The following is a 23,752-nucleotide window of genomic DNA, read 5'->3' as shown; positions in this document are numbered from 1 at the left end:
TTGTATTTTATAAGAAATTGCTACGAATGACCCTCTCCAAAGCTGATAATTCATCATCACTGTGTCCCCAAATTGCTATAATGGCAGGGCAGGTATTTAAATCGATGGTTAGGGGGAGGGGCTCGTTTTCTTTAAAAAAGAGCGTAAAATGAACCACATTTTCCCAAGAATGAAGCTTTTGCCGCCATACGTTAACATCTTTTATAATATGACCGTCGATCTCGTTGATAAGGAAGATAATACGCCCTTTTTTCTTAAAGCGACTTGGGGTTTGCGAAAACACGCCTGCAATAAGGTTAACGGAGCTTTCAAGTAAATCATCTTCATAGCAATGTGCGAACAAGGTGGGTGCAATTCCTCCGTGGAGTCGGGCTCCTACTTCAATCATCACTGGACCACGAGCTGTTTGCATGATTTCCATATGCGCAGGTCCATATTCAATTCCCAGCACGCGAATGCATTGTTTTGCATAAGAGATAAGAGGGGCATAAGAGGGATCTTGAGAATCAAGTACATCAAGCGTTTCATAAACAAAAGTACTTCCATTATGAATACCTTTTTTATATCGTGACAAACTACATATTTTTATAGCCTCTCCCTTTACAACGGCATCGACGATGTATTCCTCTCCCTCCAATCTTTCTTGGAGCAAATAAGCCTCGTTAGGTGCGTCAAAAATATTTTTTTTCTTCCAGTCGATTTCAGAGGTCCACGTTACTACTTCCTCAAGATTAGAGAAAAATAAAACACCATCACTCCCTGCAGAATCATTTGGCTTTACCACATAGCCGCTGTGGCTTTCAAAACCATCGAAAGTACAATCGTTTTTTGTAAGAATCTTTGATCGGATGTAAGATAAACCATTTTCACAAAGGCGTTTTTGCATCGCTGCTTTTTTCCGTCGCCAATCGGTAGTCAAGGGGTTATTCCCAAGACAACCATAATAAGCCGCCAATTTCTCTGCACAATAGATACCTCTTTCGGCACCCGCTATTACAGCCTCTATCGTGCCGATAGGAAAGCGTTTCTTTATCTCATCGACACTATGAAGCTTCGCTTCTGCCATGCCCTTTCCCTGATAAGAAAGCATATAGTGTGAAAAAGGAGCTGCTTGAGAGACAACACCATAACAAGCATAGCCTAATTTTTGCAAAGCAGGGCCATAGAGGGCACCCGTGGAGAAAGGGTCGACAATAAGAATAGGTTTTCTCATACTTTGTTCCGCTGCGATAAAAGGAAAAGAACATAAATAAAGATTATCAACCCTATAAGGGGCAGAAGATAAACAGCTGCTTGAGGACCCATAAGGGCAGAGCTTGTAAGAAGACCAAGAATGACATAACCTGCCGATTGGGAGAGAGTATAAAGCATGCCGCTATAGCTTCCCACCAGCTCTGCTTGAGCCTCTGTTTTGGTCGCTTCAATCGTATGTTTGCGGGCATTAATTCGCATGGTATTCATTGAAAAGCCAATAAAAAAGCAAAAGACCACAGCCAAATAGGGCGATTGTGTGGTGCTAAAAATAAGATCAGCCATGCTCAACATAAGGGCTGGGAGAATAAATTCAAAACGAGGGATTTTGATAAAAGCAGCCAAAAAAGCGCCCACGCCTGCAACCGCACTGCAAAGCCCATAATATTCAGAGCCAAAATTTTTCACACTCTGAAAAAGAATAGTTGCCAGCGTATTATAAGCGCAAATATGAAAGCCAATAAGTCCTATGCAGACGCATAAAAGTTTAAGCTCATGGGAGAGCTCATCCACTTGCGGTGTAGGTGCTGGCTTCTTACCAGTTGCAAGTGCTGTGGTATCTGTAGCGTTGTATTCATCGCAAAAGATAATATATCCGGCTATAAGGCTTATAATGATGTCAAACAAACAAAGTGTCACAATCAAACCATTATAACCGATTTCAGCTGCTGCCCCTCGAGGGCTGGTCGCTTCTAAGAGATAACCACTCAGTGCTGCTCCCAAAAATGCGCCAATTTGCACCACTGTTTGCATAATGCGGGAAGCCTTTTGGGCGCTAATATAACCACTCAGTGCTAGTTTAGTATTATAAGTCTCGAGTGTGCTTAAGGTAATCAAAGAGAGATAGCCGATAGAGATAGAGACAGCAATAAAACCAAAGGGGGAATCAGCGTAATGGAAAAGAGCAATCAATAAAAGAAGGCTATAGATAATGATTCGCCTTTTGTATAAATCGACCAACCGCAGTGAGGCTTTAATGCGCACAAGACTGCTTTTTTTCAAAAGATAGGGCATAAGGGTGCCCAAAGCCATGGTTACGCCTAGAAAAACCGATGAGGATGTTATGCGATAAGCATTCCAAAGATTACTTAAAAATAAAACCATATCAGAAAGATACAGCAGGACAACAAGCCCATAAAACCGAAACATCAGTTGCTTGTGCACATTATCCCCCCATGTTAAATAGGCATGCTATAAATTATACACTTTTACAAAAAGCTAATATATATGTTGTTAGGCATGTCAAGTTTTTTCGATAGAAGCATGGTACAGATTTGAACGATAACGTTTATCATAGCGATAGCTAATTTTGGAGAAACTGAGAGCGGAGGCGGTTGGTATTTTTACTGTATCTCTTGTGAGGTGCTTTTCCAATGAGGAGTTTCTTCGCTAAATGACCAGTATAGCTATGTTCTTGGGAAGGCTGTGTTTGCACTCTCAAGATTGCCTCCATTTATACTCAAGGTTGAGGTTTTTCTATTGACCGTTGTTAGATGTTATTGTGACAATAAACTTCGTTATCTATCAGAAACATTTATGGCATTAGCGCTAAGGTATTGTATTAAAGCCTTTACATAGTAGTCTTTTTCAGAGAGAGGTATTATTGGTTCAGTTTTAGGAGGCTTTATTACGGCCGATTTGGGCGTCGTCGTTGTTTGAGGGCTTATTATAATATTCTTAGTTTCAGTTTATGAATATACCGAAAGATATATTGAAACATTTGATTCAAACGCTTTTGCAAGACATATTTCAATATCTCAGCGATGTTTTCTGAGAATTGCTCTGCTGCTTTTTGACGGAATTGAATATCAAATGCTTATAGTGTGAGCGGTGGTTTGAGAAAAGATAGAGCTGATTTCATTAGATTTCTATGTAGTGCAATCCAGTACTAGCTCTTAGGACAATAATATACTGAGATCGAACTCATTTCTATACATTTACACGACGCTATAGGAGTAATCCTCAGAAATCTACTAGAATTCGTTAGAAAATGGCAGGTTATGGAGTGTGAACAAAAAAATATATTTTTTACAAATACTTAATCTTATTTTAAGTTGTCTAAAATATAACCTTATCTTAAAACTAAGTCTATATACTGCCATTTATCATAAAGTTAATAAGTTATACAAAATGCGGGAGTATTGTGTTTTTCTGTTTAGAGACGAGTTAAAAAACATCTTATTGAACATTAAAAGATTTTAGACAAAAAACAATTTAACTTATGGAGGGTATATAGACAGAATGTATCTTGATAAAAAAGTTTATAACTCCATGCGGTCTTCAAAGAAATTTCTCGTCATTACTCAACAGAACAACATATAATACAAACTTTTAACACAGTTCTTAGTATAGAAATAATCCATAAATTAGAGATATTTAGATAAAGGAAAAGCAATTGATCCGTTGCTTTTAGCACTCTTAGCAAGACAGATAGACGCAAACATACGCTTGAAATTATTGAACCTTCCTTAGCTTCATTGCAAAATTTATTAATTAGCGATTGATCTGTTTATTCTAGTCTTGCTTATTTTTATGCTCGAGAGCTTTCTATTGAAAGTGTCGTTAAATTAAATCAATCTATTCCAAGACCCCATATTACATTTTATCTTCATTTACCGCCCACTACAGTACTGGAACGATTGCAGAAAAGGAATGGTTTAAACTTAAAATACGAAGAAAAACTCTCTTTTATTGAAAAAATTTATTTAGAAAACTAATTGTAATGGGCTTGTTTTAAAAGATTTAGAGAAGGGGAGTAGAAAAGTTAGCAATATTTATTGTGAGGATAATAGTATGTTTATTCTTTTAGAGACGAAGTGTGGTGATAGAAGAACGACATGGAGGAATATACTCGAGCATATTTTAGTGCACGGAATAATAAGGACAATAAAATGTGAGTGAAGCTTCCATACCGTAAAATTGTTTCACATATGTATAAAGGTGTAGCTTCTGAATAAAACGCACATAAAATATTAATTTTGTTTTTGTCCATAAATGTTCCGTTTTCATAGAAGAATTAATCATAAAACAGCACAAAGATTGTAAAAGCCTCAAAAAAGAAATTTTGCTTTCTTAAATTTAATGATCTAAAATGAAAATTGTCAGAATGCCTGTTTTTAAACAGGATGTATCGTGCATATCGACTGGTATTCATTTTAGAGGATAATTTATGTTCACTTCAAATTTGAAGGAACGCATTGCTTTATTTGAAAATAGAACTTTTCTCTATTTTACTTTGAGCGGCTTATTTGCTACATTTGGAAGTGGACTAAATTATATTACATTGTCATGGATCGCTTACAATCAGACGGGCTCAATCCGTAGTGTGGCGTTGATGATGCTTTTTCTTTGGACGCCTAGCATTATTTTTGCGCCTATTTTTGGCATATTGGCAGATAAATATAACCGTAAAACGCAGATTATTATTTCAAATCTTGTGAGAGGTTTGGTAATCGTGAGCTGGGTAATGCTTTGGCATTTTGGTATAGAAATTGAATTGATGGTCTTATCTGCTCTTTTGGGTATTTTTATCCCTTTTTATATGCCATCAGCTATTTCTTTAATTCAAAGTATTGTGCTGAAGGAACAGCTCATCAATGCAAATGCAACCATCGATATGGTTTATGAACTTGGCACTATCGTAGGTATGGGCTTAAGTGGATTTATACTGTCCTATGCAGGAACAAAAGGAACTCTTCTAATAGGTGGTATATTCTTTATCATTGCTGGTTTATTTAATTTTGCAATGAAGGTACCTAAAAACCGAAGATCTAAAAAACAAAACCAGCAAAATTGGTGGGAAAATTATACAGCATCCCTTCATTATTTTAAACAGAATCCGGCTCTTTTTGTACCTTATATAAGCCAGATGATTATTATGACTCTTTTGATGACCATTCCTGTTATTCTCGTTCCTTATATACAAGAGGTTTTACATGCGGATAACAGGACCTTTGCAATATTTGAGGTGCTTTATTCTATGGGTGTATTGACAGGTGCGTTTTTTTCACCACTTCTTTGTAAAGTTTTATCTATCAGGAAAGCATTAGCCATTTTATTAGCTTTTATGGCTATTGGCCTCGCTATTTTATCTGTTAATACACACAATTTTGTTGTTTTTCCTGTTTACTTTATGATTGGATTTGGACTTTCGAGTTGGGCTCTTTCGATTTCTTTATCACAACTCTCTTGTGATCCTGAATACCAAGGAAGATTGCAGGCAAGTTTTAATGGTATCTCTGGATGCTTGATCCTCGGAGTCTATCTCATCATGGCAAGCGATAACAGTAACATATCACCTCAATCGATATATTTTTTTCAAAGCATTGTTGCGTTTGTTGGAATACTCATAGTGCTGTTTTATAAACATGAAAAACAATAAATTACGTTTAAGAGTGGACAACATACGCTATTTTATAAATATTTACGCTGCAGTACATTTCACATTTTGCTTTTAAAGGAGAGTTGAGAAAATGTAAAAGTTGGTGCTTAATGAACAAAGCATAAATTGATGTATGCTAGAGAATACTCTCTATTTTTTGATAATGATCTAAAAGAATTGATGCGTTTCTTTAATTCATCTCACTGTTGTTAAGAAGACGAAAACGTAACACTTTAAATCTTCTTGAAAGTTTTTTGTCTAAGCGTAGCAGAAAGTAAAGCGATGAGGTAATATCGTATCATATGGGGAGAGTATTGTATTATTTTTGTTTTTCAAAATCCATATGAAAAATTGTATCAATTTCATCTTCATTGGAATGAGTATTTCTACGACGATGCAAGGTTTGCACAATCTCTTTTTTTAAAACAGCATCTGTTTCACTTAAACGGTGAATACTGAGTTCCAATTCAAGAGATAACGCCAAATCCACGCACAGTTTAAGCTCTTCTCCAATGTCGAAACCGCGTTGATAGTCGTCATAAAGACCAACCAGTGTATCAGATAATTCTTTATCGCATAAAGAGGTCATGCTTAATTCCTCAACGTTGCGGGTTTCCATGCAGCTTTTTTAAGTATCACTCCACTATCATCACTTAAAATTGCCATGTATACGAACCTCATGGTTTTGTCAATTTTCTGCAAAATACGCGCTTTTAAATCAAAGCCTATTAAAGATTTTATTACTCCAAGATTTTGAAGCGCCCAATTGTAAATATGGATGGCAATGTGTTTACTATAGAATTTATAGCATTTAAAATACATTGCCAAAAGGCTTTTAATATGCGTAGAGGAAGAGTATTCTGACGATAAACCAAACACCCTGAAATCTCTATTGCCAGTTACAGCTAAATCAGTGCTATTAATATATAAAATAAGCAAACAGGGTTTGTAAACGTCTAACTTTTTAATAACGAGTGATAATCTCATTTTTTGTAGAATACCAATTATTTTGCCTATTTTATATTGATTTTTAGACATTGATAAACTTTTTACCTTATAAAAACCTATGGGAAATGCATTAGCATATTTTTGTAATAAGATTTCAGTGGTATATTACACAGCATGAAATGAAGAGAATCGTATTAGGCTTTTTGCTTTTGAAAGAATATGACTGCAACTTTTGAGAAAGCAGTTGGCAAGAATTGGCTTGGCATGCAAACTGATAGAGTTGGCAGTGGCGCATTTAGTTTTTTCATTGGCCTGTGTCCAAATGTTTTTGACTCTGGAAAATAGCCTCTGATAGGCTTGAGTTTTTCCAAGGTTATATTACAGGGGCGCAGCTCAGAGAAATACCACGGCGATTGCATTTTTGTAATTGTCATAATTTTCGCTCCTGCTTGAATGGATGCTGTAACATCCGTTTTTGTGGGGTTATGTATGTGATAACTGCTCTTCTTAAGGGGCAGTAATGATAGATGTAAATCAATATAATTATTTAGTCAACAATTATATTGATTTTGGAGTGTTTTTTTTGGCTCGTCCGGAAGCAAAACCTAAAACTGAGTTGGCAAAACGTTTTCGTAAAGTGCGTCACGCTCTTGGTTTTACAGAGCGTAAGCAGTTTGCTGAACATCTTGGTATCACTGCTGGCTCTATAGGAACTTATGAAACTGGTATAAGTGAGCCTACAGCCTCTGCGCTCTCCAAATATCAAGAAATTTGTGGTGTTTCATTAGATTGGCTAGTAACGGGAAATGGCGAGATGTTTTCAGATGTGGCAAAGGCGAAAGCAGCTGGTTTTAAACCGCAGGCGATTCCTACTGGGCTGATGAAAAAGCTGGGACATTTAGTTTATACGACCTATCATGATGCAAAAATAACACTTTCTCCTGAAGATGTTGCGGAATTAGCAGCAGAGCTTTATGGAAGATTGCAAGAGCTTATTCAAAACCTCAATGATATAGAAGAAGTCGAAGCCACTTTGCCACTTTTAAAATTACATTTAAAGCGTAAAATCGAAACTGAAAAGCACATCTAGAATTTCATAAGATACGAATGAACAGCCTTTAAAAAAATAAAACTTTTTTGATTTTCTGCTGTATAACCAAGTTTGGAATGTGAAAATCTCACGATTTTCGAGTCTCTTATTCGATCTGAAAAACGAGAAACTATCATTATAAATCAATATATTTCTCTGATTAAAGATAAAATGGTTCATAAAAAGAATGACGAGTAGTGATACAAACAAAATTTCTTCAAAAAGAAGCTAATATAGTGCCATTCCTGAAATATTTGTTGGTTGAAGAAAAGATACGGACAACAGTGAAAATACAATGACGATGTTTTGTTCCTATAGAAGGGTAACAGATATATAAGAGAGAAGAACGAAAGACTATTTATAGGCGCGCTTTTGTCTTTTTATGAAGATGATAAGATGAGCACGTTAAAACTTTTTACAGAGCGTGCATCATTATATTTAAGACAGATTTCTTTCAAAGAGATGTATAATATATTGAAACAGTTTACCTCGCAACAAAAAGTGAGATTATCATGATAATCGTCATTATTACATTATGCTATAAGTTAAAAAATCATAAATTTGTGCTTATAAGAACAGCTAATTTATTGAGAAGTATTTTTATAAATTTATAAAAAATAATTTTTACACTCTTGCCATTCTTCTGATGCGCTTTATTTGAAAAGTAGAATTGCTCTTTAGTGAAACTATTTTTGTTAAGAGATAAATCGCAGTATTTTTGAATGGAGATAACAGTATATTTTCAAAGTTTTGTGTTTTTATTTATTTTTTAGCTTGAATCCCTCTAGCTAAAAGGGTTGGGGACTTTTCTAGATTCGATGTTGTTGCAGAGATTTTAGGTCGATGCCGGATAAGTATCGGTATCGTAGGGGGGAGTTTTGTCTTGATTTATTGGTTTTTGAAGTGCGCAAACTAAGGGTTTTGCCATGTGTGTTTTCGCGCGTTGTGATGATGTTGAACTCTGTAGGAGGAGATTCTTATGAAAAAAAAATATTCCACACCAAATTTAATTAAAGTTGTCTCTCTTAGTACGGTAATGGCCACACTCTTATCGAGTGTTTCTCCTGTTTTTGCGGCGAATCTTGCGATAGTAGGAGGGACGAGTCAAAGTACACCTGGTACTGGTGTTGCATATCCACACGGTAGTCATGGGAGTGTTGTTTTTGCTGGTGATGATGATTTCTGTGGTGTAGACAACGTTATTGGTCGTGGCGGCAAACAACAACAAGGAATTGCTGATAGTCAACGAATAACCGCAGAGCAACAATATGAGAGATTTATTGGTGAGAAAGTTTTTGGAGGTCGTAGTCCTTACGGCACGACCACTGAAAAGGTTACTTGGCAAGGCGCTGGGATTCTAACCAACAATGCTACTTATATGGGAACAAACACTAGTGGTATCATTAATGCTATGCCTGAGGCTTATGGTGTTTATTCTTTTGCAACGGGTTGTGGATCTGCAGCGACGGGTAATTATTCAACCGTATTTGGTGCAGGTGCGACAGCAAAGGCAGGGGGTGCACAAGCTTTTGGTGTTTCCGCACTTGCAAGTGGTATAGCAAGTGTTGCTATGGGTGTAGGCTCAGAAGCATCGGGCAAATCTTCAGTTTCTATTGGAGGGCTTGCAACTGCATTAGGTACAAATAGCATTGCTTTAGGTACAAAGGTAAAGGCAGAAAAGAGTTATACGATTGCTATAGGTACAGATGCTGAAGCTAAAGCTTCAGGTGCTATTGCAATAGGGGGCAGGCGCTCTGACAGAACCGAAGAAAATGATCCTAACAGAAAAGTAATCGCGAATGCTGAAAATGCGATTGCTATAGGTACGCAAGCTTATGCTGAAAAAGAAGATTCGGTTGCCATTGGTGTAAATTCGCAAGTGCTTGTTAGAGATGGTGTTGCTGTAGGTGGTGGGGCTATCTCTGATAGAGACAAGAATGTTGCTGGTTATGATCCTGTAACAGGTAAAGGGACAACAAAAACCAGTATAGCATGGAAGAGCACCACAGGCGCTTTTAGCGTTGGTGAAGTTGGCGGTCGTGGTAATGGTACGCTAACACGACAAATTACAGGGGTTGCAGCTGGAAGTGAAGATACTGATGCGGTAAACGTGGCGCAACTAAAAGCTATGAAAGATATCATAGCAGGGGGAGGGGGGTGGAAACTTTCTGCTAACGATACCGATCCGACAGATGTGAATTCAGGCAATACTGTAGATTTTTCAGTGAAAAGTGAAAAAGAAGCGGGAAAAGACAACTTAAAGATTGCAAAAAACACTGCAGATAATAAGCATAAAATTGAATTTACTTTAAATGATCGTCTTAAATTGACGCAAGTCACCACAGGCCAAAGCACGATGAGTGATGATGGCTTTTTTGTTAACGGTGAAAGCGGTTCACGCATGACTGTAGACGGCTTTTTTATTAATGGTAATGATGGTCCAAGCATGACTATTGATGGTATTGATGCAGCCAAGCAAAAGATCACAAACGTAGCAGATGGGTCTGAACCTAACGATGCAGTGAATTATAAACAGTTGCAAGAGGTGAAAAACGCGAACAAAACGAGTTGGCAGCTTGCTGTTAACGGTGGAAATGCTACGGCTATTGGTCCAAATGGTACAGTAAATTTTCAGTCAGCTGACAATAAAGGTACAAAAAATATCAAGATCGAAAAAGATAATGATCGCAATGTCACATTTGATCTAGCTGATGATATTCAGGTAATGACTGTCACAGCAGGAGACAGCATTATGGATGCTGCTGGCTTTAGATTTGACGGTGATGAGGGGCCGAGCATAACTGTTAATGGTATTCATGCTGGTAATAAAACGATTAAAGGAGTAGCGGCAGGGGAAGAAGATACTGATGCTGTAAATTATAAGCAGTTGACAGAGGTAAGAACACTTGCTGAAGCAGGCTGGAAACTTTCTGTTGATGGGAACAATGCTACAGATGTTAAAGCTGGGAGTACAGTAGATCTTGTTGCGGATGCGGGTGAGGACGGAAGCAAAAATATAAAAATTGCAAAAGACAGTAATAAAGTTACATTTTCTTTGAATGATAACCTTAAGCTTACGAGTGTCACGACAGGCAACAGCATTATGAGTGATGAGGGCTTTAAGTTTATTGATGGTAATGGACCAAGCATAACTTTGAATGGTATTAATGCTGGTGATAAAAAAATTACAGGAGTAGCTAAGGCAGAAGGCGATACTGATGCTGTAAATTATGAACAGCTGAAAGAGGTAAGGACACTTGCAGAAAATGGCTGGAAACTTTCTGTTGATGGTAACAATGCTACAGATGTTAAAGCTGGGAGTACAGTAGATCTTGTTGCGGATGCGGGTGAGGACGGAAGCAAAAATATAAAAATTGCAAAAGACAGTAATAAAGTTACATTTTCTCTGAATGATACTCTTAAGCTCACGAGTGTCACGACAGGCAACAGCATTATGAGCAACGATGGCTTTAAGTTTGTTGATGGTGGTCCAAGCATAACTGTGAATGGTATTGATGCTGGTGGCAAAAAGATTACAAAAGTGAAAGCTGGTACTGATGATACTGATGCAGTAAATTATAAACAGCTGAAAGACTTTACAGCGGGGATGGAAACGGGCTGGAAGCTTTCTGTTGATGGTGATAATGCTACAGATGTTGGGGCAGGAAGTACAGTAAAGTTTGTTGCAGTTAAGCAGAAGGACGATGATAATAATGAGAGTGAGAACACAAATATAAAAATTACCAGAGGTGATAACAATGAAGTGAAGTTTGATTTAAGCGAATATATTAAAGTTGGTCGTGTAGAAACAGGGGACAGCAGAATGAGTAATGCCGGTTTCATGATCAAAGATGGCCCAAGAATGACCAAGGGTGGTATTCATGCCGCCAATACAAAAATTACAGGAGTCGCAGATGGTAGCAATGAGCATGATGCTGTTAATCTTTCACAATTATATAAAATGAAGTTTGAGATAGAAGACAATAGTCTTGTTAAATGGAGTAAAAGTAAAAAAAATATTACCATTGGTGCTGAAAAAGAAGGTATCGAAATCAATATTGCGAACTCTGAAGGCAAGGATCGAATTATTTCTGGCGTTGCAGTTGGAAAAGTCAGTTCCGATTCAACAGAAGCAATAAATGGCCATCAACTGTTTAATTATATTACTAATATAGTGGATTTTTTTGGTGGTGAGGAGACAGATATACTTAATGGTATCAAACCAACTTTTATGGTTCAGAATACAAAACACGACAATGTAACGGATGCTTTCGCTGCTGTTGATACTTCTATCACAGATATTTATAGTCAGATTAATAATGTAACAGAAAATAGTCTTGTTAAATGGAAAGAAGATCAGAAGCTTATCACTATTGGTGCTGAAAAAGGCGGTACGAAAATTGATATTACAGGTACTGAGGGAGAGCGAACCATTGCAGGTGTAAAAAATGGTGAAATTTCCAAAGACTCCATGGAAGCTGTAAATGGTAGTCAAATTAATACAATCTCTGGAGATATTGCAAAATTCTTTGGTGGTGGTACTTCATTTGAAAATGGTGTGTTTGTTGGACCACAGTATAATTTATCTACCGTTTCTGCAGATGGTACAGTAGTACAGAAAACATTTGACAATGTTGGTGAGGCTCTTGAAGGACTTGATGTAAATGTCAAGAATGTGAATAAACATATACAATATGTAGACAAGAAATTTGATGATAAATTTGATAAATTTTCTCAAGACGCGTTACTTTGGAGTGAAGAGGAAAAAGCGTTTGTCGCACTGCGTGGACCAAATGGACAGAAGACAGATAGTAAGATTAAATTCCTTGCGGATGGTGATATTTCAGGAGATTCAACAGATGCAATAAATGGTTCTCAACTTTATAAGATGGGCGATAAGATTGCGAATTATTTTGGCGGTGGTGCTCGCTATGAGAATGGAGAGTGGATAGATCCTACTTTCAAAGTTTCTCAGCGTAATGAGGATGGCACTATTGTTGAGAAAAAGCATCATAATGTCGCTGATGCTTTTGAAGGTGTCAATAATTCTATTACGGATATCTATAATCAGATTAACAATGTAACAGAAAATAGCCTTGTAAAGCAGGAGGGAGAAGATGGTCTTATTACTGTGGGTAAAGCAACTGGTGGTACTGAAATCAGCCTTGTAAATAAAGATAATCAAGAAAGAACACTTTCCGGTGTGAAAGATGGAGAACTTTCTCAAACATCAACGCAAGCGGTAAATGGTTCACAGCTTTTTGCTACGGATAAGAAGGTTACAACTGTTACTGACAATCTTAAAACAGTCGCTCAAAATACATCGAAATATTTTGGGGGTAGTACAGATGTACTGAATGGTGTAGAACCAGCTTTCCTTATTCAGGGGAAGACCTATCATAATGTTACGGAAGCGTTTACAGGTGTTAATACTTCTATCACAAATATTGATAATAAGATTTCCGATGTGGTAAAAAATAGTCTTGTTAAGCAAGATGGAGGTGCATCAGGTATTATTACTATTGGTAAGGATACCGCTGGTACTGAGATCAATATTGCAGGTGTTGGTGGTTCAGGACGTAAAATTTCTGGCGTGCGGGAGGCAGAAAATGGTGATGAAGCTGTTAACAAAGACCAACTTGATAAAAGCATAGATAAGATTTCTAAAGATATTGAGACAGTAACTGCTGCTGCGGTTCTCTATGATAAGAATGACGATAATAGTGTTAATTATGGTAGTGTAACTTTGGGCGGCGATAAGAACAACGGAACAGTTGCTCTTCATAACGTAAAAGATGGTAGCATTTCTGAAAATTCCAACGATGCAATCAATGGTAGTCAGATTAATAAAATATCAGCAGATATTGCAAAGTTTTTTGGCGGTGGTGCAAAGTTCATTAACGGTGCTTTTGAAGGGCTGAAATATACTTTATCCGCTATTGTAGGTGGTGAAGTAGGGAAGGCTAATTTTTACAATGTTGGTGATGCTTTAACAGGTCTTGATAAAAATGTTCAAGATGTGAATCAACGCTTAACGAATGTATCCAATGAGTTTAATCAGAAAATTGAAAATTTCTCTAAAGATGCTTTACTGTGGGATGATGAGGAAGAAGCATTTGTAGCACGTCATGAAAAAGATGGCAAGAAAACAAACAGCAAATTGAAGTATCTTTTAGATGGTGAGATTGCTCAAGGTTCAACAGATGCCATTACGGGCAACCAACTTTATTCCATGAATAACCAACTTGCGAATTATTTCGGTGGCGGTGCCAAATATGAGAATGGCAAATGGACAGATCCTACTTTTAAGATTGTTCAAGTCAATGCTGATGGTACGACTGTTGAGACAGAGCACCATAATGTCGCTGATGCTTTTGGTGACGTCAATAAAAATATGTCAAATATTAATAACCGTATTGATGATGTCATCAACAAGGTCGATTCAGATGCTTTAAAGTGGAATGATAAAGAAAAGGCCTATGATGCTGGTCGCGATGGAAAGCCGAATAAAATTATCAATGTAGCTGATGGTAAAGTTGAAAAAGGCTCGAAAGATGCCGTCAATGGTGGGCAACTTTGGGAAACCAATGAACGTGTTACTGGTGTCGAAAAAGATGTGAAGCATCTTACCAACAGAGTTGATACCATTTCCAATACGATTGCTGATATTGGTGATACAGTTATCAATATTGATGCCAAAGTTGATAACATCAATAATAGAGTTGACGGCATTGAAGAGGATGCTGTTCGTTATGATAGAGATGAAAACGGCAAAAAAACCAATAAAATCACATTAGCGGGGGGGGATGCCAGTGAACCTGTTCTGATTGATAATGTAGCTGATGGTAAAATTGAAAAAGGCTCGAAAGAGGCTGTAAATGGTGGTCAACTTCATGATTATACTAAAGAACAGATGAAGATTATTCTTGATGAATCCAAGCAGTATACAGATCAACGGGTTAATAATATTGTGATTGATGCGATTGATGATGCTGTTGATCGGGCTAAGCAATATACAGATATGAAGTTTGATGTCTTAAACTATAGTATTGAGAGTGTGAAAAAAGAGGCTAGACAAGCAGCGGCTATTGGTCTTGCGGTGTCTAACTTACGCTACAATGATACACCTGGAAAATTAAGCGTTGGATTTGGTACTGGTTTATGGCGTAGTCAGTCTGCATTTGCCTTTGGTGCAGGTTACACCTCAGAAAATGGAAAATACCGCTCTAACATATCCGCAACAACTTCTGGAGGTCACTGGGGTGTAGGTGCGGGATTCAATATGACATTGAATTGATAATAAACAAAATACATAAAAATTCCTTCTCACCCCTGTCTCATGAGGCAGGGGTGAATTGTTGTTAGGTATGTAAAATATATATATATAAATTGATAAGCGCTAACGATAAATACAGGTTTAAAAAACAGAAAAACCGGACGCTTTCAACAAAATGAACTTCTTATTTCAAAATAAGATAATGAGTTTTTTCATAAATTATAAGTTTATTATTTTCTTCTTTAATTTTTAAATCTGAAAAATCTGTAGCACTCTACAGATAAAAAAACCTTTTGCTCTCTACAAATCTATTAAAAAGCTTTCTACTAAGACAAAAATCTCCATTCAAATGTATTTCAACTTTACTGGAAGAAGCTATAAAACAATACGCTAAATTAACTCTACCCCTTGCAAAAAACAACAAATAAGTTTAAAGGTTAAAAAAACCAATCACCACAAAAAAATTTACTTTCTTAGGAAATGTAAAAGAGCAAAACGCATTAACCATAAAATCTAAAACACAACGTCTCTATCTTTTCAGTCAGGTACTAAATTTTTGAATACGTTTAGAAAAACCAATTTTGGAGGACCTAATAGCGTTTAAATGTGTCTTTTTTGTGTTTATAGTTATTTCTTTCATTGGGGAGTTCATTATGAAAAAATTATATACAAAATTAGCAGGGAGCAATTTAAAATTTTCTCGTTTTCCTTTTATTAAAGTCCTATCCTTGACTTCAATAGCGGCACTTTTAGCCAGTGTTTCCCCTGTTTTTTCGAATGATTTGGATTCTTCTAGTTCATCACAGGAAAATTATTTAACAGCGCTGAATGTTGCTTTGACATTCAAGGTAAGTGCTGCTGATGACTATGAAAATTTTTTAACCAAAACTCTTACTGGTGTAAGTGATTATAGTCCTATAGTGAATGTTTTGGCAGAAACCAGCGATTCGATACGTTCAATTGATATGAATGCTGGAAGTAAAAAAATAACAAGAGCAGCTTTAACTCCAGGAGTTGTAAAGGGAGATCAGATAACTAGGGATGATTTGGGTAATCCTCTTGTCTATGGTGAACGAGCTCAGGGAGAAGCGCATGATGCTATTGTTTTCGGGCAAGTAGCGCAGACAAAGGCTGACCAAGGGATTGCTATCGGCTTAACTGCTTTAGCTGGTAGTAGTAGAAATACTAAAAATAGCATTGCAATCGGCTCTTCTCTAACCGATAGTTCTGATGAAAAAGAGAGAACAGTTTCATTTGGTGATTTTTCAATAGCCTTCGGTAGTAAAGCACATAGTTATGCAAATGAAGCGATTGCTATGGGGTACAATGCATATGCAAAGGAGCAGGCGACGCAGGGAATTGCTATAGGCGCTAGCTCTAATGTGACGGTTGCGGGAGGTGTTGCTCTAGGAAGCGATTCTATATCCGATAGGGCTGCTGGTGAGTTTGGCTACACTTCTTTGTTGCAGGGTCCTGCAACAAACATCGAGGCGCAATGGAAAAGTACGCGGGGCTCAGTTAGTGTTGGTGATTATAGTAAGGGTATAACCAGACAAATTACAGGCGTAGCTGCTGGTTCTAATGTTACCGATGCAGTGAACCTTAGACAGTTGCAGGACTTAGAAAAAGTTGTAAGACAAAACGGTTGGAAATTCTCTGTTGGAGATAAAAATGCTACCACTGTTCTTATGAATAGCGCGGTAGATTTTTCCGCTAGAAGTAGCAACCTAAATATTACAAAGGGCGAAGATGACAATAAAGTAAAATTTGATCTGGCGCAAGACATTGCACTGGAGAGCGTAAAGACAGGTACAAATACCTTCGATGCCACGGGCTTAGTAATTACTGATGGTCCGAAAATAACCACCGGTGGTATTGATGCTGGAAATAAAAAGGTAACGGGTGTTACATCTGGTGATCTTAGTGCAGATTCACAAGAGGTGGTAAATGGTAGTCAGTTGAATGTTGTAGCTACCCATATAGCTGGATATTTAGGCGGTGGTGTTAAATTTACGAATGGTCAATGGGATAATCCAGAGTTCAAAATTAAAACTTTAAATCCTGAGACGAATGAGATTGAAGAAGAAAGTTTTCCAAATGTAGCCAAAGCCTTTGAAGGTGTGGGTAAGTCTTATGTAAATCTTCACAATGAGATTAAAAAAGCTACCGATGATAGTATCTTTAAATGGCATGCCGAAACGGAGAGCATTACAATTGCTGCCAGTGAGGGAAAAGGTGGGCAAGAAAGTATTGCTATAGGTAAGCTTTCAAGTGCAACTGCCAACAATGGTATTGCATTAGGTGGTTCTGCAAATGTATCTGGTGAAAATAGTATCGCATTAGGTGGTTTTGCAAATGCATCTGGTGAAAATAGTATCGCATTAGGTGGACTTTCAGCTGCAACAGCTAAAAATAGTATGGCATTAGGTTCAAATGTACAAGTACTTCCTGAGGGTGGTGTTGCTGTGGGTTATAAATCTGTTTCTCGTAACTCAGTGTCCGCAGTTGGCTATGATCCTTCCATAGGGAGCCAGTCAACGGATGATGGTGTGATATGGAAGAGCACTCAAGGAGCTTTTAGTGTTGGTGATACTCCGAATAAGATAACACGACAGCTTACAGGTGTAGCAGCGGGTTATGCAGACACTGATGCCGTCAACATTGCACAGCTGAAAAAATTAAGAGAATTTGTAGCACAAGGGTGGACACTTTCTCTTAATGATAAGGCTGTTTCAAACTTTCAGCCGGGTGATATATTAAATTTGGTTTCTGGAAGCAAAAACTTTGAGATTAAAAATAGTGATACAACAGACAATAAAGACAAAAAAATAACATTTGATTTGGCACAAGATGTCACATTGAACAGTGTAAAATTAAAAGACGTCACTTTAGATAAAACGGGATTAACCATTGAAAATGGTCCCAAAGTAATAGCGGATGGTATTGATGCTGCAGGTAAAAAAATAACAGGTCTTGCGGGTGGAGATCTTAGCACAAATTCGACAGATGCCGTTAATGGTGGCCAGCTTCATGCAATCACTGAGGATTTATCAAAAATTTTAGGTGGAGATGTATCCTTTGATGGCAAAAACTTTAAAGTACCAGAGTATAAATTATCGAATATTGATGAAAAAGGTGTTGTAACAGATAAACCGCATACCGATGTTGGTTCTGCCTTTAAAGGACTTGATGACAATATCAAGAATGTGAATGCTCGCATTAAGGAAGTCTCAGAAGGAGTTGCACAAGATTCTTTATCTTGGAGCGATGCTGACAAAGCTTTTGTTGCCCAGCATGGGGAAGGTGATGACAGAAAGGCAAGTAAAATCACATCGCTTGCTGTAGGAGATATTACGAAAGAATCGATGGATGCCGTAAATGGTTCTCAACTTTATTCACTGGGCGATAAGGTTGCAAAATATTTTTCTGATGACGCTGAATATAAGGATGGGGAATTGAAAGTTCCTGATTTTAAGCTCAAAATTATCAATGATGATGGCACTGAAGCTGAATCAAGCTATAAGAATGTATCAGATGCATTTTCAGGTGTGGGTAAACTTTTCACAAAGGTTCAAACTGCGATCAGCGATGTAATCAGTAATTTGCTTGTTACGAAAAATGAAGATGTTATCAACATTGGTAAAGGAGTAGAAGGTAGTGAAATCAATATCGCAAACAAGGGTGGTAAGGATCGAACTCTTTCTGGTGTAAAGGCGGCAGAAAAAAACAATGAAGCCGTGAACAAAGAACAATTTGATAAAGGTTTGAAGGATCTTTCTGATACCCTTCTGTCTGATAGTTCTTCTGTTGTTCTTTACGATAAAACAACAGATAATCAAACTGATTATACAAATGTAACTTTTGGGAAAGGGAAGGATGCTACACCTGTTGCGCTCCATAATGTAGCCGCCGGATCGATTGCGGAAAACTCAACGGATGTTATCAATGGAGGACAGGTTCACATCCTTTCAATGGATATAGCAAAATTGTTGGGTGGAGATGCTGAATTTAAGGATGGTGCTTTTAAAGGGCCAACTTATAATTTATCCAGTATTGATAAAGGTGGCGAAGTAACAGATAAACCGCATACCGATGTTGGTTCTGCCTTTAAAGGGCTTGATGACAATATCAAGAATGTGAACGCTCGCATTAAGGAGGTCTCAGAGGGAATTGCACAAGATTCTTTATCTTGGAGCGATGGTGACAAAGCTTTTGTAGCTCTGCATGGGGAAGGTGAAGACAGAAAAGCAAGCAAGATCACATCACTTGCGGCTGGCTCTATAGTATCAGGCTCGAGTGATGCGGTTAATGGCGGACAGATTTATGATCTGAATCAGTCGCTAGCAAAGTATTTTGGTGGTGATGCTAAGTATGATGGTGATGGCTGGGCGCTTCCAGGTTTCAAGATAATGACTTTCCAAGAAGATGGAAGTTTTGAAGAGAAGGATTATGATAGCATTGCAGCCGCGTTTGCCGGTGTAAATAAGGTTTTCAAGAATCTTCATAATGAGATTTCAGGCAACATTGAGCAAAATGCGTTGTTGTGGAGTGATGATGCAGGTGCGTTTATAGCACAGCATGAGAAAGAAGGTAAAAAGGAAAACAGCAAGATCACGTTCCTTGCGAAAGGAAAGATATCAGAAGATTCGACTGATGCGATTAATGGTGGTCAGATTTATACACTTCAACAGACATTTGCCTCATATTTTGGTGGAGGAGCTGGTTATGATAAGGAAGGAAACTGGCAAGGACCAAAATTCACCGTTCAGGTCTTTAATAAGGATGGTACGAAAGGTGATAAAGAGGAGCGTAATAATGTCTCTGAAGCATTTGATGTTGTTAATGACAGCATGAGCACTATCAACGATCGTATAAAAGAAGTTGAAAAGAGTACCTCTTCGAATAGTCTGAATTGGAATGAAGAAAAAGGAAGCTATGATGCATCTCATGTTGATGCTCAGGGTGTTAAGAGTCCAAGTAAGATTATCAATGTAGAGGATGGCAAGGTAGACAGAGATTCAAAAGAAGCTGTGAATGGAGGACAGCTTTGGGAAACTCAGCAAATGATTACAGATCAGGTCAAGGATATTGAAAATAAAGTTACGGAGGGGTCTGTACAATACGATAAAGATAAAAAAACGGGCAAAAAGACCAATAAAGTTACATTAGTTGGTGGAGATGACAGTTCTCCAGTATTAATAGCCAATGTAGCCGATGGAAAGATTGAAAAGGATTCGAAAGAAGCGATTAATGGCGGTCAATTAAAAGATAAGATGGATTTTGTGCTTGAAAATGCCAATAAGTATACGGATGAGCAAGTTTCTCATCTTGTAAAAGATAGCGTTAGTGAGGCTAATTCGTATACGGATATGAAGTTTTCGACATTAAGTTATGCTGTTGAGGATGTTCGAAAAGAGGCAAGACAAGCAGCAGCTGTTGGTTTAGCGGTAGCTGGTTTACGCTATAGTGATATTCCTGGAAAATTAACAATCGCATTTGGTAGTGGTTTATGGCGTAGTCAATCTGCTTTTGCTTTTGGTGCAGGTTATACTTCAGAGAACGGTGATATTGGTTCCAACTTGTCAATTACCACTTCTGGAGGTCACTGGGGTATAAGTACAGGGGTTAATGTGATACTCAACTAATAAACGACTAAATCCATAAAATTGATTTGCCTTTTTCTTTCTTAATTGAAGAAAAGGGCAAATTTTTTACTTTCTTCCAGAGCTCTCTAAAGCTATTCTAAATGTATAAAACACCCGTAATTATATAAAATCCGAATATAAAAAGCCTATGACAACTTTTGTTGAGAATAAAAGACCTTAATGGTAAAGATTTAAAAAATTGATTGCTATTATTTTGATTTATTAAAATGCTTCAAGAAATGTAAATACGAATATACCCTTTATTAAAAGAAGACAGTTTTAGCTTTTATTTTCGTATAGTTTTAAACGTATGCTTTATAATGCAACGCTCTACAGATATGCAACGTACTCCAAACACAAGTATTGCTTTAGGGTAGTGGAGCGCAAACGGAAAAATAATGGAGCGTTTCTGTAGGCAATATGGCTTACGCTTTAGAGAAAAGCAGTATCGCAATAGGTAGTGAATATAATAAGAAGAGCGAATACGGGGAAAATGATTATACAACTTGCGAAGAGTGATTATTCAACAGTAGTGGGAGCTGTTTCTAAAGCTTTAGAATATGGTTCGATTTCACTTGGTCATTCCGTGCTATATGCATTTGCTCAAGAAGCTATTTCTATGGGCTTCTATTCAAAAGCAAATGGGGTTGGAAGTATCGCTTTAGGTTCTTATTCTAAAGTGACGGTTGATGGGGGGCTATTGGGAACAACTCTGTGTCCGGTAGGGCTGATGGCGTTTTTGGGTATACGTCTCTTCTGAAAGGACCGGCTAAAAACACTGAATCTCAATGGAAAAGTACGAAATTTGCAGTAAGTATTGGTGTTCCTAGTAAAAACATAACGCGACAAATTATAGGTGTAGCAGCTGGTAGCAAACCTGCCGATGCAGTGAACCTTAGATAGTTGCAGGGTTTATAAGAAGTCGTAAGAAAAAAAGGTTGGAAACTGTCTATTTATGGTGAGGCAGCTAAAGGTATGGGTGCTAGATAGTACAATAAATTTTTCATCGGGAGGAAGTAACTTCAGGGTTAAAAGAGATAAGGACGATGAAAATAAGCTCATATTTGGTTTGGCTAATGATATAGCATTGAAAAGCATAACATTAGGAGAGAAAAGAAAAGTCGATGCAACAGGCTTAGTAATTACTGATGTCCCGCAAATAACCACCGGTAATATTAATGCGGCAAGTAAAAAAGTAACAAATGTTGCAGAAGGAACTAGCAATACTGATGCAGTGAATTTTTCACAACTGAAGGGAATAAAAGAACAAGTAGCAGTGAGTATTTTTGTAAAATAGGATACAGCAACGAGACACATTACCATGAGTAAGGATATAGATGGGGCATTTTAGTAAAAAGCTTTCATAAATCCTCTAATGAAATAAAAGATCTTACTCACGAAAAATAAACTGATGCCTAAGCGGATGATCAATAGGCACAAAAATTATACCTTTTTCAAAGAGATCAAAGCTAAAAACGATACACAACCTTTGATAGAAAAATGAAATCCATTCTAATATTAAGTATTTTTTTACCTTCCTCAAATTGACTTTCACGAACCTACCCCTAGTTACCCTCTAAAGACACTGTAGAAACAACAGTTTATGTCTTAATTTTATTTATGTCCCAAAACACGCTGTAAAAGCAGGAACACGCAAGGGAAATAAGAAAGCTCTAGAACACACCTTTTTTGTGTTTTTAATCTATTGTTATGAGGGGGTATTATGAAAAAATATTCAACACCAAATTTGATTAAAGCTGTTTCATTGGGAACAGTTATAGCGACGCTCTTGTCGAGTGTTTCTCCTGTGGTTGCTGCAAATCTTGCGATAACAGGTGATAAATTTCAAAGTACAAGTGGTCCTAGCGTGTCTTATCAATACGCTAGCCATGGCAGTATTGTATTAGCTGGCGATAAGGATTACTGTGGCGTGTTTAATGTTGTTGATCGTGGTGGAAGCAATCAAGGTACTAATAACCAAATCACTGCAGAGGAACTATATGAAAGAGTTTCTATGAATAAAGAGATTAATGGCAAGCGTCCTTTTAACTGGGCGAAGGTTCAGCTTAATTGGGTTGATGATGGTCTGACCGGTAAGGGGGGATATATGGGAAAAGCAACCGGTGGTCTTTCAAATGTTCTGCCTGAAGCTTATGGTGTGTATTCTTTTGCAACTGGGTGTGGATCTTCCGCAACGGGGCATTATTCAACAGCATTTGGAGCGGGTGCAACTGCAAAGTTTGGGGGATCACAAGCTTTTGGTATTGCTGCACTTGCAGGTGGACAAGCAAGTATTGCTATAGGGGTTGCGTCTGAAGCAGTAGCAAGCAATACGATTGCTATTGGTGGGCGTGCAAAAGCAAAAGGCGTTGATAGTATTGCATTCGGTAACAAATCACTTGCAGGTGGACAAAAAGCAATTGCTATAGGTTATGGTGCTCAAGCTCAAACAGATCTTTCGATAGCGATTGGTTCAGATGCAAGAGCGACTGAGCATAAGGGTGTTGCTCTTGGGAGCGAGTCTGTGGCTGATGTTGCTGCTGGCGCTATCGGGTATAATTCTTTAACTAAAGGCCCTTCAGATTCTGACGACATGATATGGGCGAGTACGCTAGGTGCAGTGAGTGTTGGTGATGCTAAATCAAAAAAAACGCGCCAGATTGTAGGAGTGGCAGCTGGTAGTGGCGACACTGATGCCGTTAATGTTGCACAGTTAAAATCATTACAAAAATACGTAGACCAAGGTTGGACACTATCTGTTGGAGGTAAAAATGCTAAAGCTGTTGGTGTACAAGATACTGTAGATTTGTCGGCTGCAAGTGACAACCTTAAGATTACAAAAGGTGAGGAAAACAATAATGTAACATTTGATCTAGCTAATAATATTACAGTGGAACGAGTTACCGCTGGGAGAAGCTCTATCAGTGATGATGGCATTTTGTTTGCTGATGGGGCTAAAATAACTGTGGATGGTATTGATGCTGGCAATAAGCAGATTACAGGAGTGGCAGCTGGGGAAGAACCTGATGATGCAGTGAATTTTGCGCAGTTGGAGCAGGTTAATCGGGACGTTGCAAGTGTAAGTCAAAATACATCACAATATTTTGGTGGTGGTGCAGATGTATCTAATGGTAAAGCACCAACTTACACAATTCAGGGTA

The 23,752-nt window shown here is 37.7% G+C and carries 12 protein-coding genes and 2 pseudogenes; 9 read left to right on the top strand and 5 right to left on the bottom strand.

Going from position 1 to position 23,752, the window contains the following annotated elements; translation table 11 throughout:
* Positions 1-7 precede the first annotated feature (7 nt).
* Both ACFINE_RS01590 and ACFINE_RS01585 read right to left on the bottom strand, forming a co-directional pair.
* The gene (locus ACFINE_RS01590) at positions 8-1,213 is read right to left on the bottom strand and encodes an ATP-grasp domain-containing protein (protein ID WP_375620825.1); all 1,206 of its coding nucleotides are present in this window, start codon (positions 1,211-1,213) and stop codon (positions 8-10) included.
* Entirely contained in the window at positions 1,210-2,400 is a 1,191-nt protein-coding gene (locus ACFINE_RS01585; protein ID WP_375620956.1) for a hypothetical protein, read from the bottom strand. Before ACFINE_RS01585 ends, ACFINE_RS01590 begins: the two co-directional genes overlap by 4 nt.
* 1,370 nt (positions 2,401-3,770) lie before the next feature.
* Here ACFINE_RS01585 and ACFINE_RS01580 point away from each other — a divergent pair.
* Both ACFINE_RS01580 and ACFINE_RS01575 read left to right on the top strand, forming a co-directional pair.
* Positions 3,771-3,968, top strand: a pseudogene (locus ACFINE_RS01580) (hypothetical protein); the annotation flags it as partial.
* A 452-nt stretch (positions 3,969-4,420) separates the two neighbouring features.
* Positions 4,421-5,632, top strand: coding sequence for an MFS transporter (locus ACFINE_RS01575; protein ID WP_375620824.1), 1,212 nt, complete (start codon positions 4,421-4,423; stop codon positions 5,630-5,632).
* A 319-nt stretch (positions 5,633-5,951) separates the two neighbouring features.
* On the opposite strand, the gene ACFINE_RS01570 is transcribed toward ACFINE_RS01575, so the two are convergent.
* From ACFINE_RS01570 to ACFINE_RS01560, 3 genes are all read right to left on the bottom strand, one after another.
* The gene (locus tag ACFINE_RS01570; RefSeq protein ID WP_012754562.1) at positions 5,952-6,221 is read right to left on the bottom strand and encodes a hypothetical protein; all 270 of its coding nucleotides are present in this window, start codon (positions 6,219-6,221) and stop codon (positions 5,952-5,954) included.
* Positions 6,222-6,223: 2 nt separating this feature from the next.
* On the bottom strand, positions 6,224-6,670 hold the full coding sequence (locus ACFINE_RS01565) for a hypothetical protein (protein ID WP_375612874.1): 447 nt from the start codon (positions 6,668-6,670) through the stop codon (positions 6,224-6,226).
* A gap of 104 nt (positions 6,671-6,774) precedes the next feature.
* Positions 6,775-7,014: a hypothetical protein gene (locus ACFINE_RS01560; RefSeq protein ID WP_375612875.1), complete on the bottom strand. Its 240-nt coding sequence runs from the start codon at positions 7,012-7,014 to the stop codon at positions 6,775-6,777.
* 149 nt (positions 7,015-7,163) lie between these two features.
* On the opposite strand from ACFINE_RS01560, the gene ACFINE_RS01555 reads away from it, so the two are divergent.
* The 7 genes and pseudogenes from ACFINE_RS01555 to ACFINE_RS01525 form a co-directional block, all read left to right on the top strand.
* Positions 7,164-7,670, top strand: coding sequence for a helix-turn-helix domain-containing protein (locus tag ACFINE_RS01555; protein ID WP_375610047.1), 507 nt, complete (start codon positions 7,164-7,166; stop codon positions 7,668-7,670).
* A 979-nt stretch (positions 7,671-8,649) separates the two neighbouring features.
* Positions 8,650-14,967 carry a Vomp family autotransporter gene (locus ACFINE_RS01550; protein ID WP_375620823.1) on the top strand — a complete coding sequence of 2,106 codons (6,318 nt, stop codon included), beginning with the start codon at positions 8,650-8,652 and terminating at the stop codon, positions 14,965-14,967.
* A 632-nt stretch (positions 14,968-15,599) separates the two neighbouring features.
* Positions 15,600-20,591, top strand: a complete 4,992-nt coding sequence (locus ACFINE_RS01545) for a YadA-like family protein (protein WP_375620822.1) — start codon at positions 15,600-15,602, stop codon at positions 20,589-20,591.
* 493 nt (positions 20,592-21,084) lie between these two features.
* Entirely contained in the window at positions 21,085-21,351 is a 267-nt protein-coding gene (locus ACFINE_RS01540) for a hypothetical protein (protein ID WP_375620821.1), read from the top strand.
* Complete coding sequence (locus ACFINE_RS01535) at positions 21,306-21,494, top strand: hypothetical protein (protein WP_375620820.1); 189 nt, start codon at positions 21,306-21,308, stop codon at positions 21,492-21,494. Before ACFINE_RS01540 ends, ACFINE_RS01535 begins: the two co-directional genes overlap by 46 nt.
* 76 nt (positions 21,495-21,570) lie before the next feature.
* Positions 21,571-21,888 (top strand): hypothetical protein, encoded by a 318-nt coding sequence (locus ACFINE_RS01530; protein WP_375620819.1) that lies wholly within the window; start codon positions 21,571-21,573, stop codon positions 21,886-21,888.
* Between the two features lie 426 nt (positions 21,889-22,314).
* Positions 22,315-23,752 (top strand): annotated as a pseudogene (locus tag ACFINE_RS01525) (hypothetical protein); the annotation flags it as partial.

Origin of the sequence: Bartonella sp. AA97HXZ, assembly GCF_042196985.1 — a bacterium.
Classification (GTDB): Bacteria; Pseudomonadota; Alphaproteobacteria; order Rhizobiales; family Rhizobiaceae; genus Bartonella.
The sequence above is the reverse complement of the archived record's forward strand: the minus strand, read 5'-3'. Positions and strand labels throughout refer to the sequence as shown.

Excerpts from the sequence above, each read along its gene's own strand:
- ACFINE_RS01585 (WP_375620956.1), bottom strand. The coding sequence starts at position 2,400 with ATGTTTCGGTTTTATGGGCTTGTTGTCCTGCTGTATCTTTCTGATATG.
- ACFINE_RS01560 (WP_375612875.1), bottom strand. The coding sequence starts at position 7,014 with ATGACAATTACAAAAATGCAATCGCCGTGGTATTTCTCTGAGCTGCGC.
- ACFINE_RS01550 (WP_375620823.1), top strand. The coding sequence starts at position 8,650 with ATGAAAAAAAAATATTCCACACCAAATTTAATTAAAGTTGTCTCTCTT.
- ACFINE_RS01575 (WP_375620824.1), top strand. The coding sequence starts at position 4,421 with ATGTTCACTTCAAATTTGAAGGAACGCATTGCTTTATTTGAAAATAGA.
- ACFINE_RS01540 (WP_375620821.1), top strand. The coding sequence starts at position 21,085 with ATGATTATACAACTTGCGAAGAGTGATTATTCAACAGTAGTGGGAGCT.
- ACFINE_RS01590 (WP_375620825.1), bottom strand. The coding sequence starts at position 1,213 with ATGAGAAAACCTATTCTTATTGTCGACCCTTTCTCCACGGGTGCCCTC.
- ACFINE_RS01545 (WP_375620822.1), top strand. The coding sequence starts at position 15,600 with ATGAAAAAATTATATACAAAATTAGCAGGGAGCAATTTAAAATTTTCT.
- ACFINE_RS01570 (WP_012754562.1), bottom strand. The coding sequence starts at position 6,221 with ATGACCTCTTTATGCGATAAAGAATTATCTGATACACTGGTTGGTCTT.
- ACFINE_RS01565 (WP_375612874.1), bottom strand. The coding sequence starts at position 6,670 with ATGTCTAAAAATCAATATAAAATAGGCAAAATAATTGGTATTCTACAA.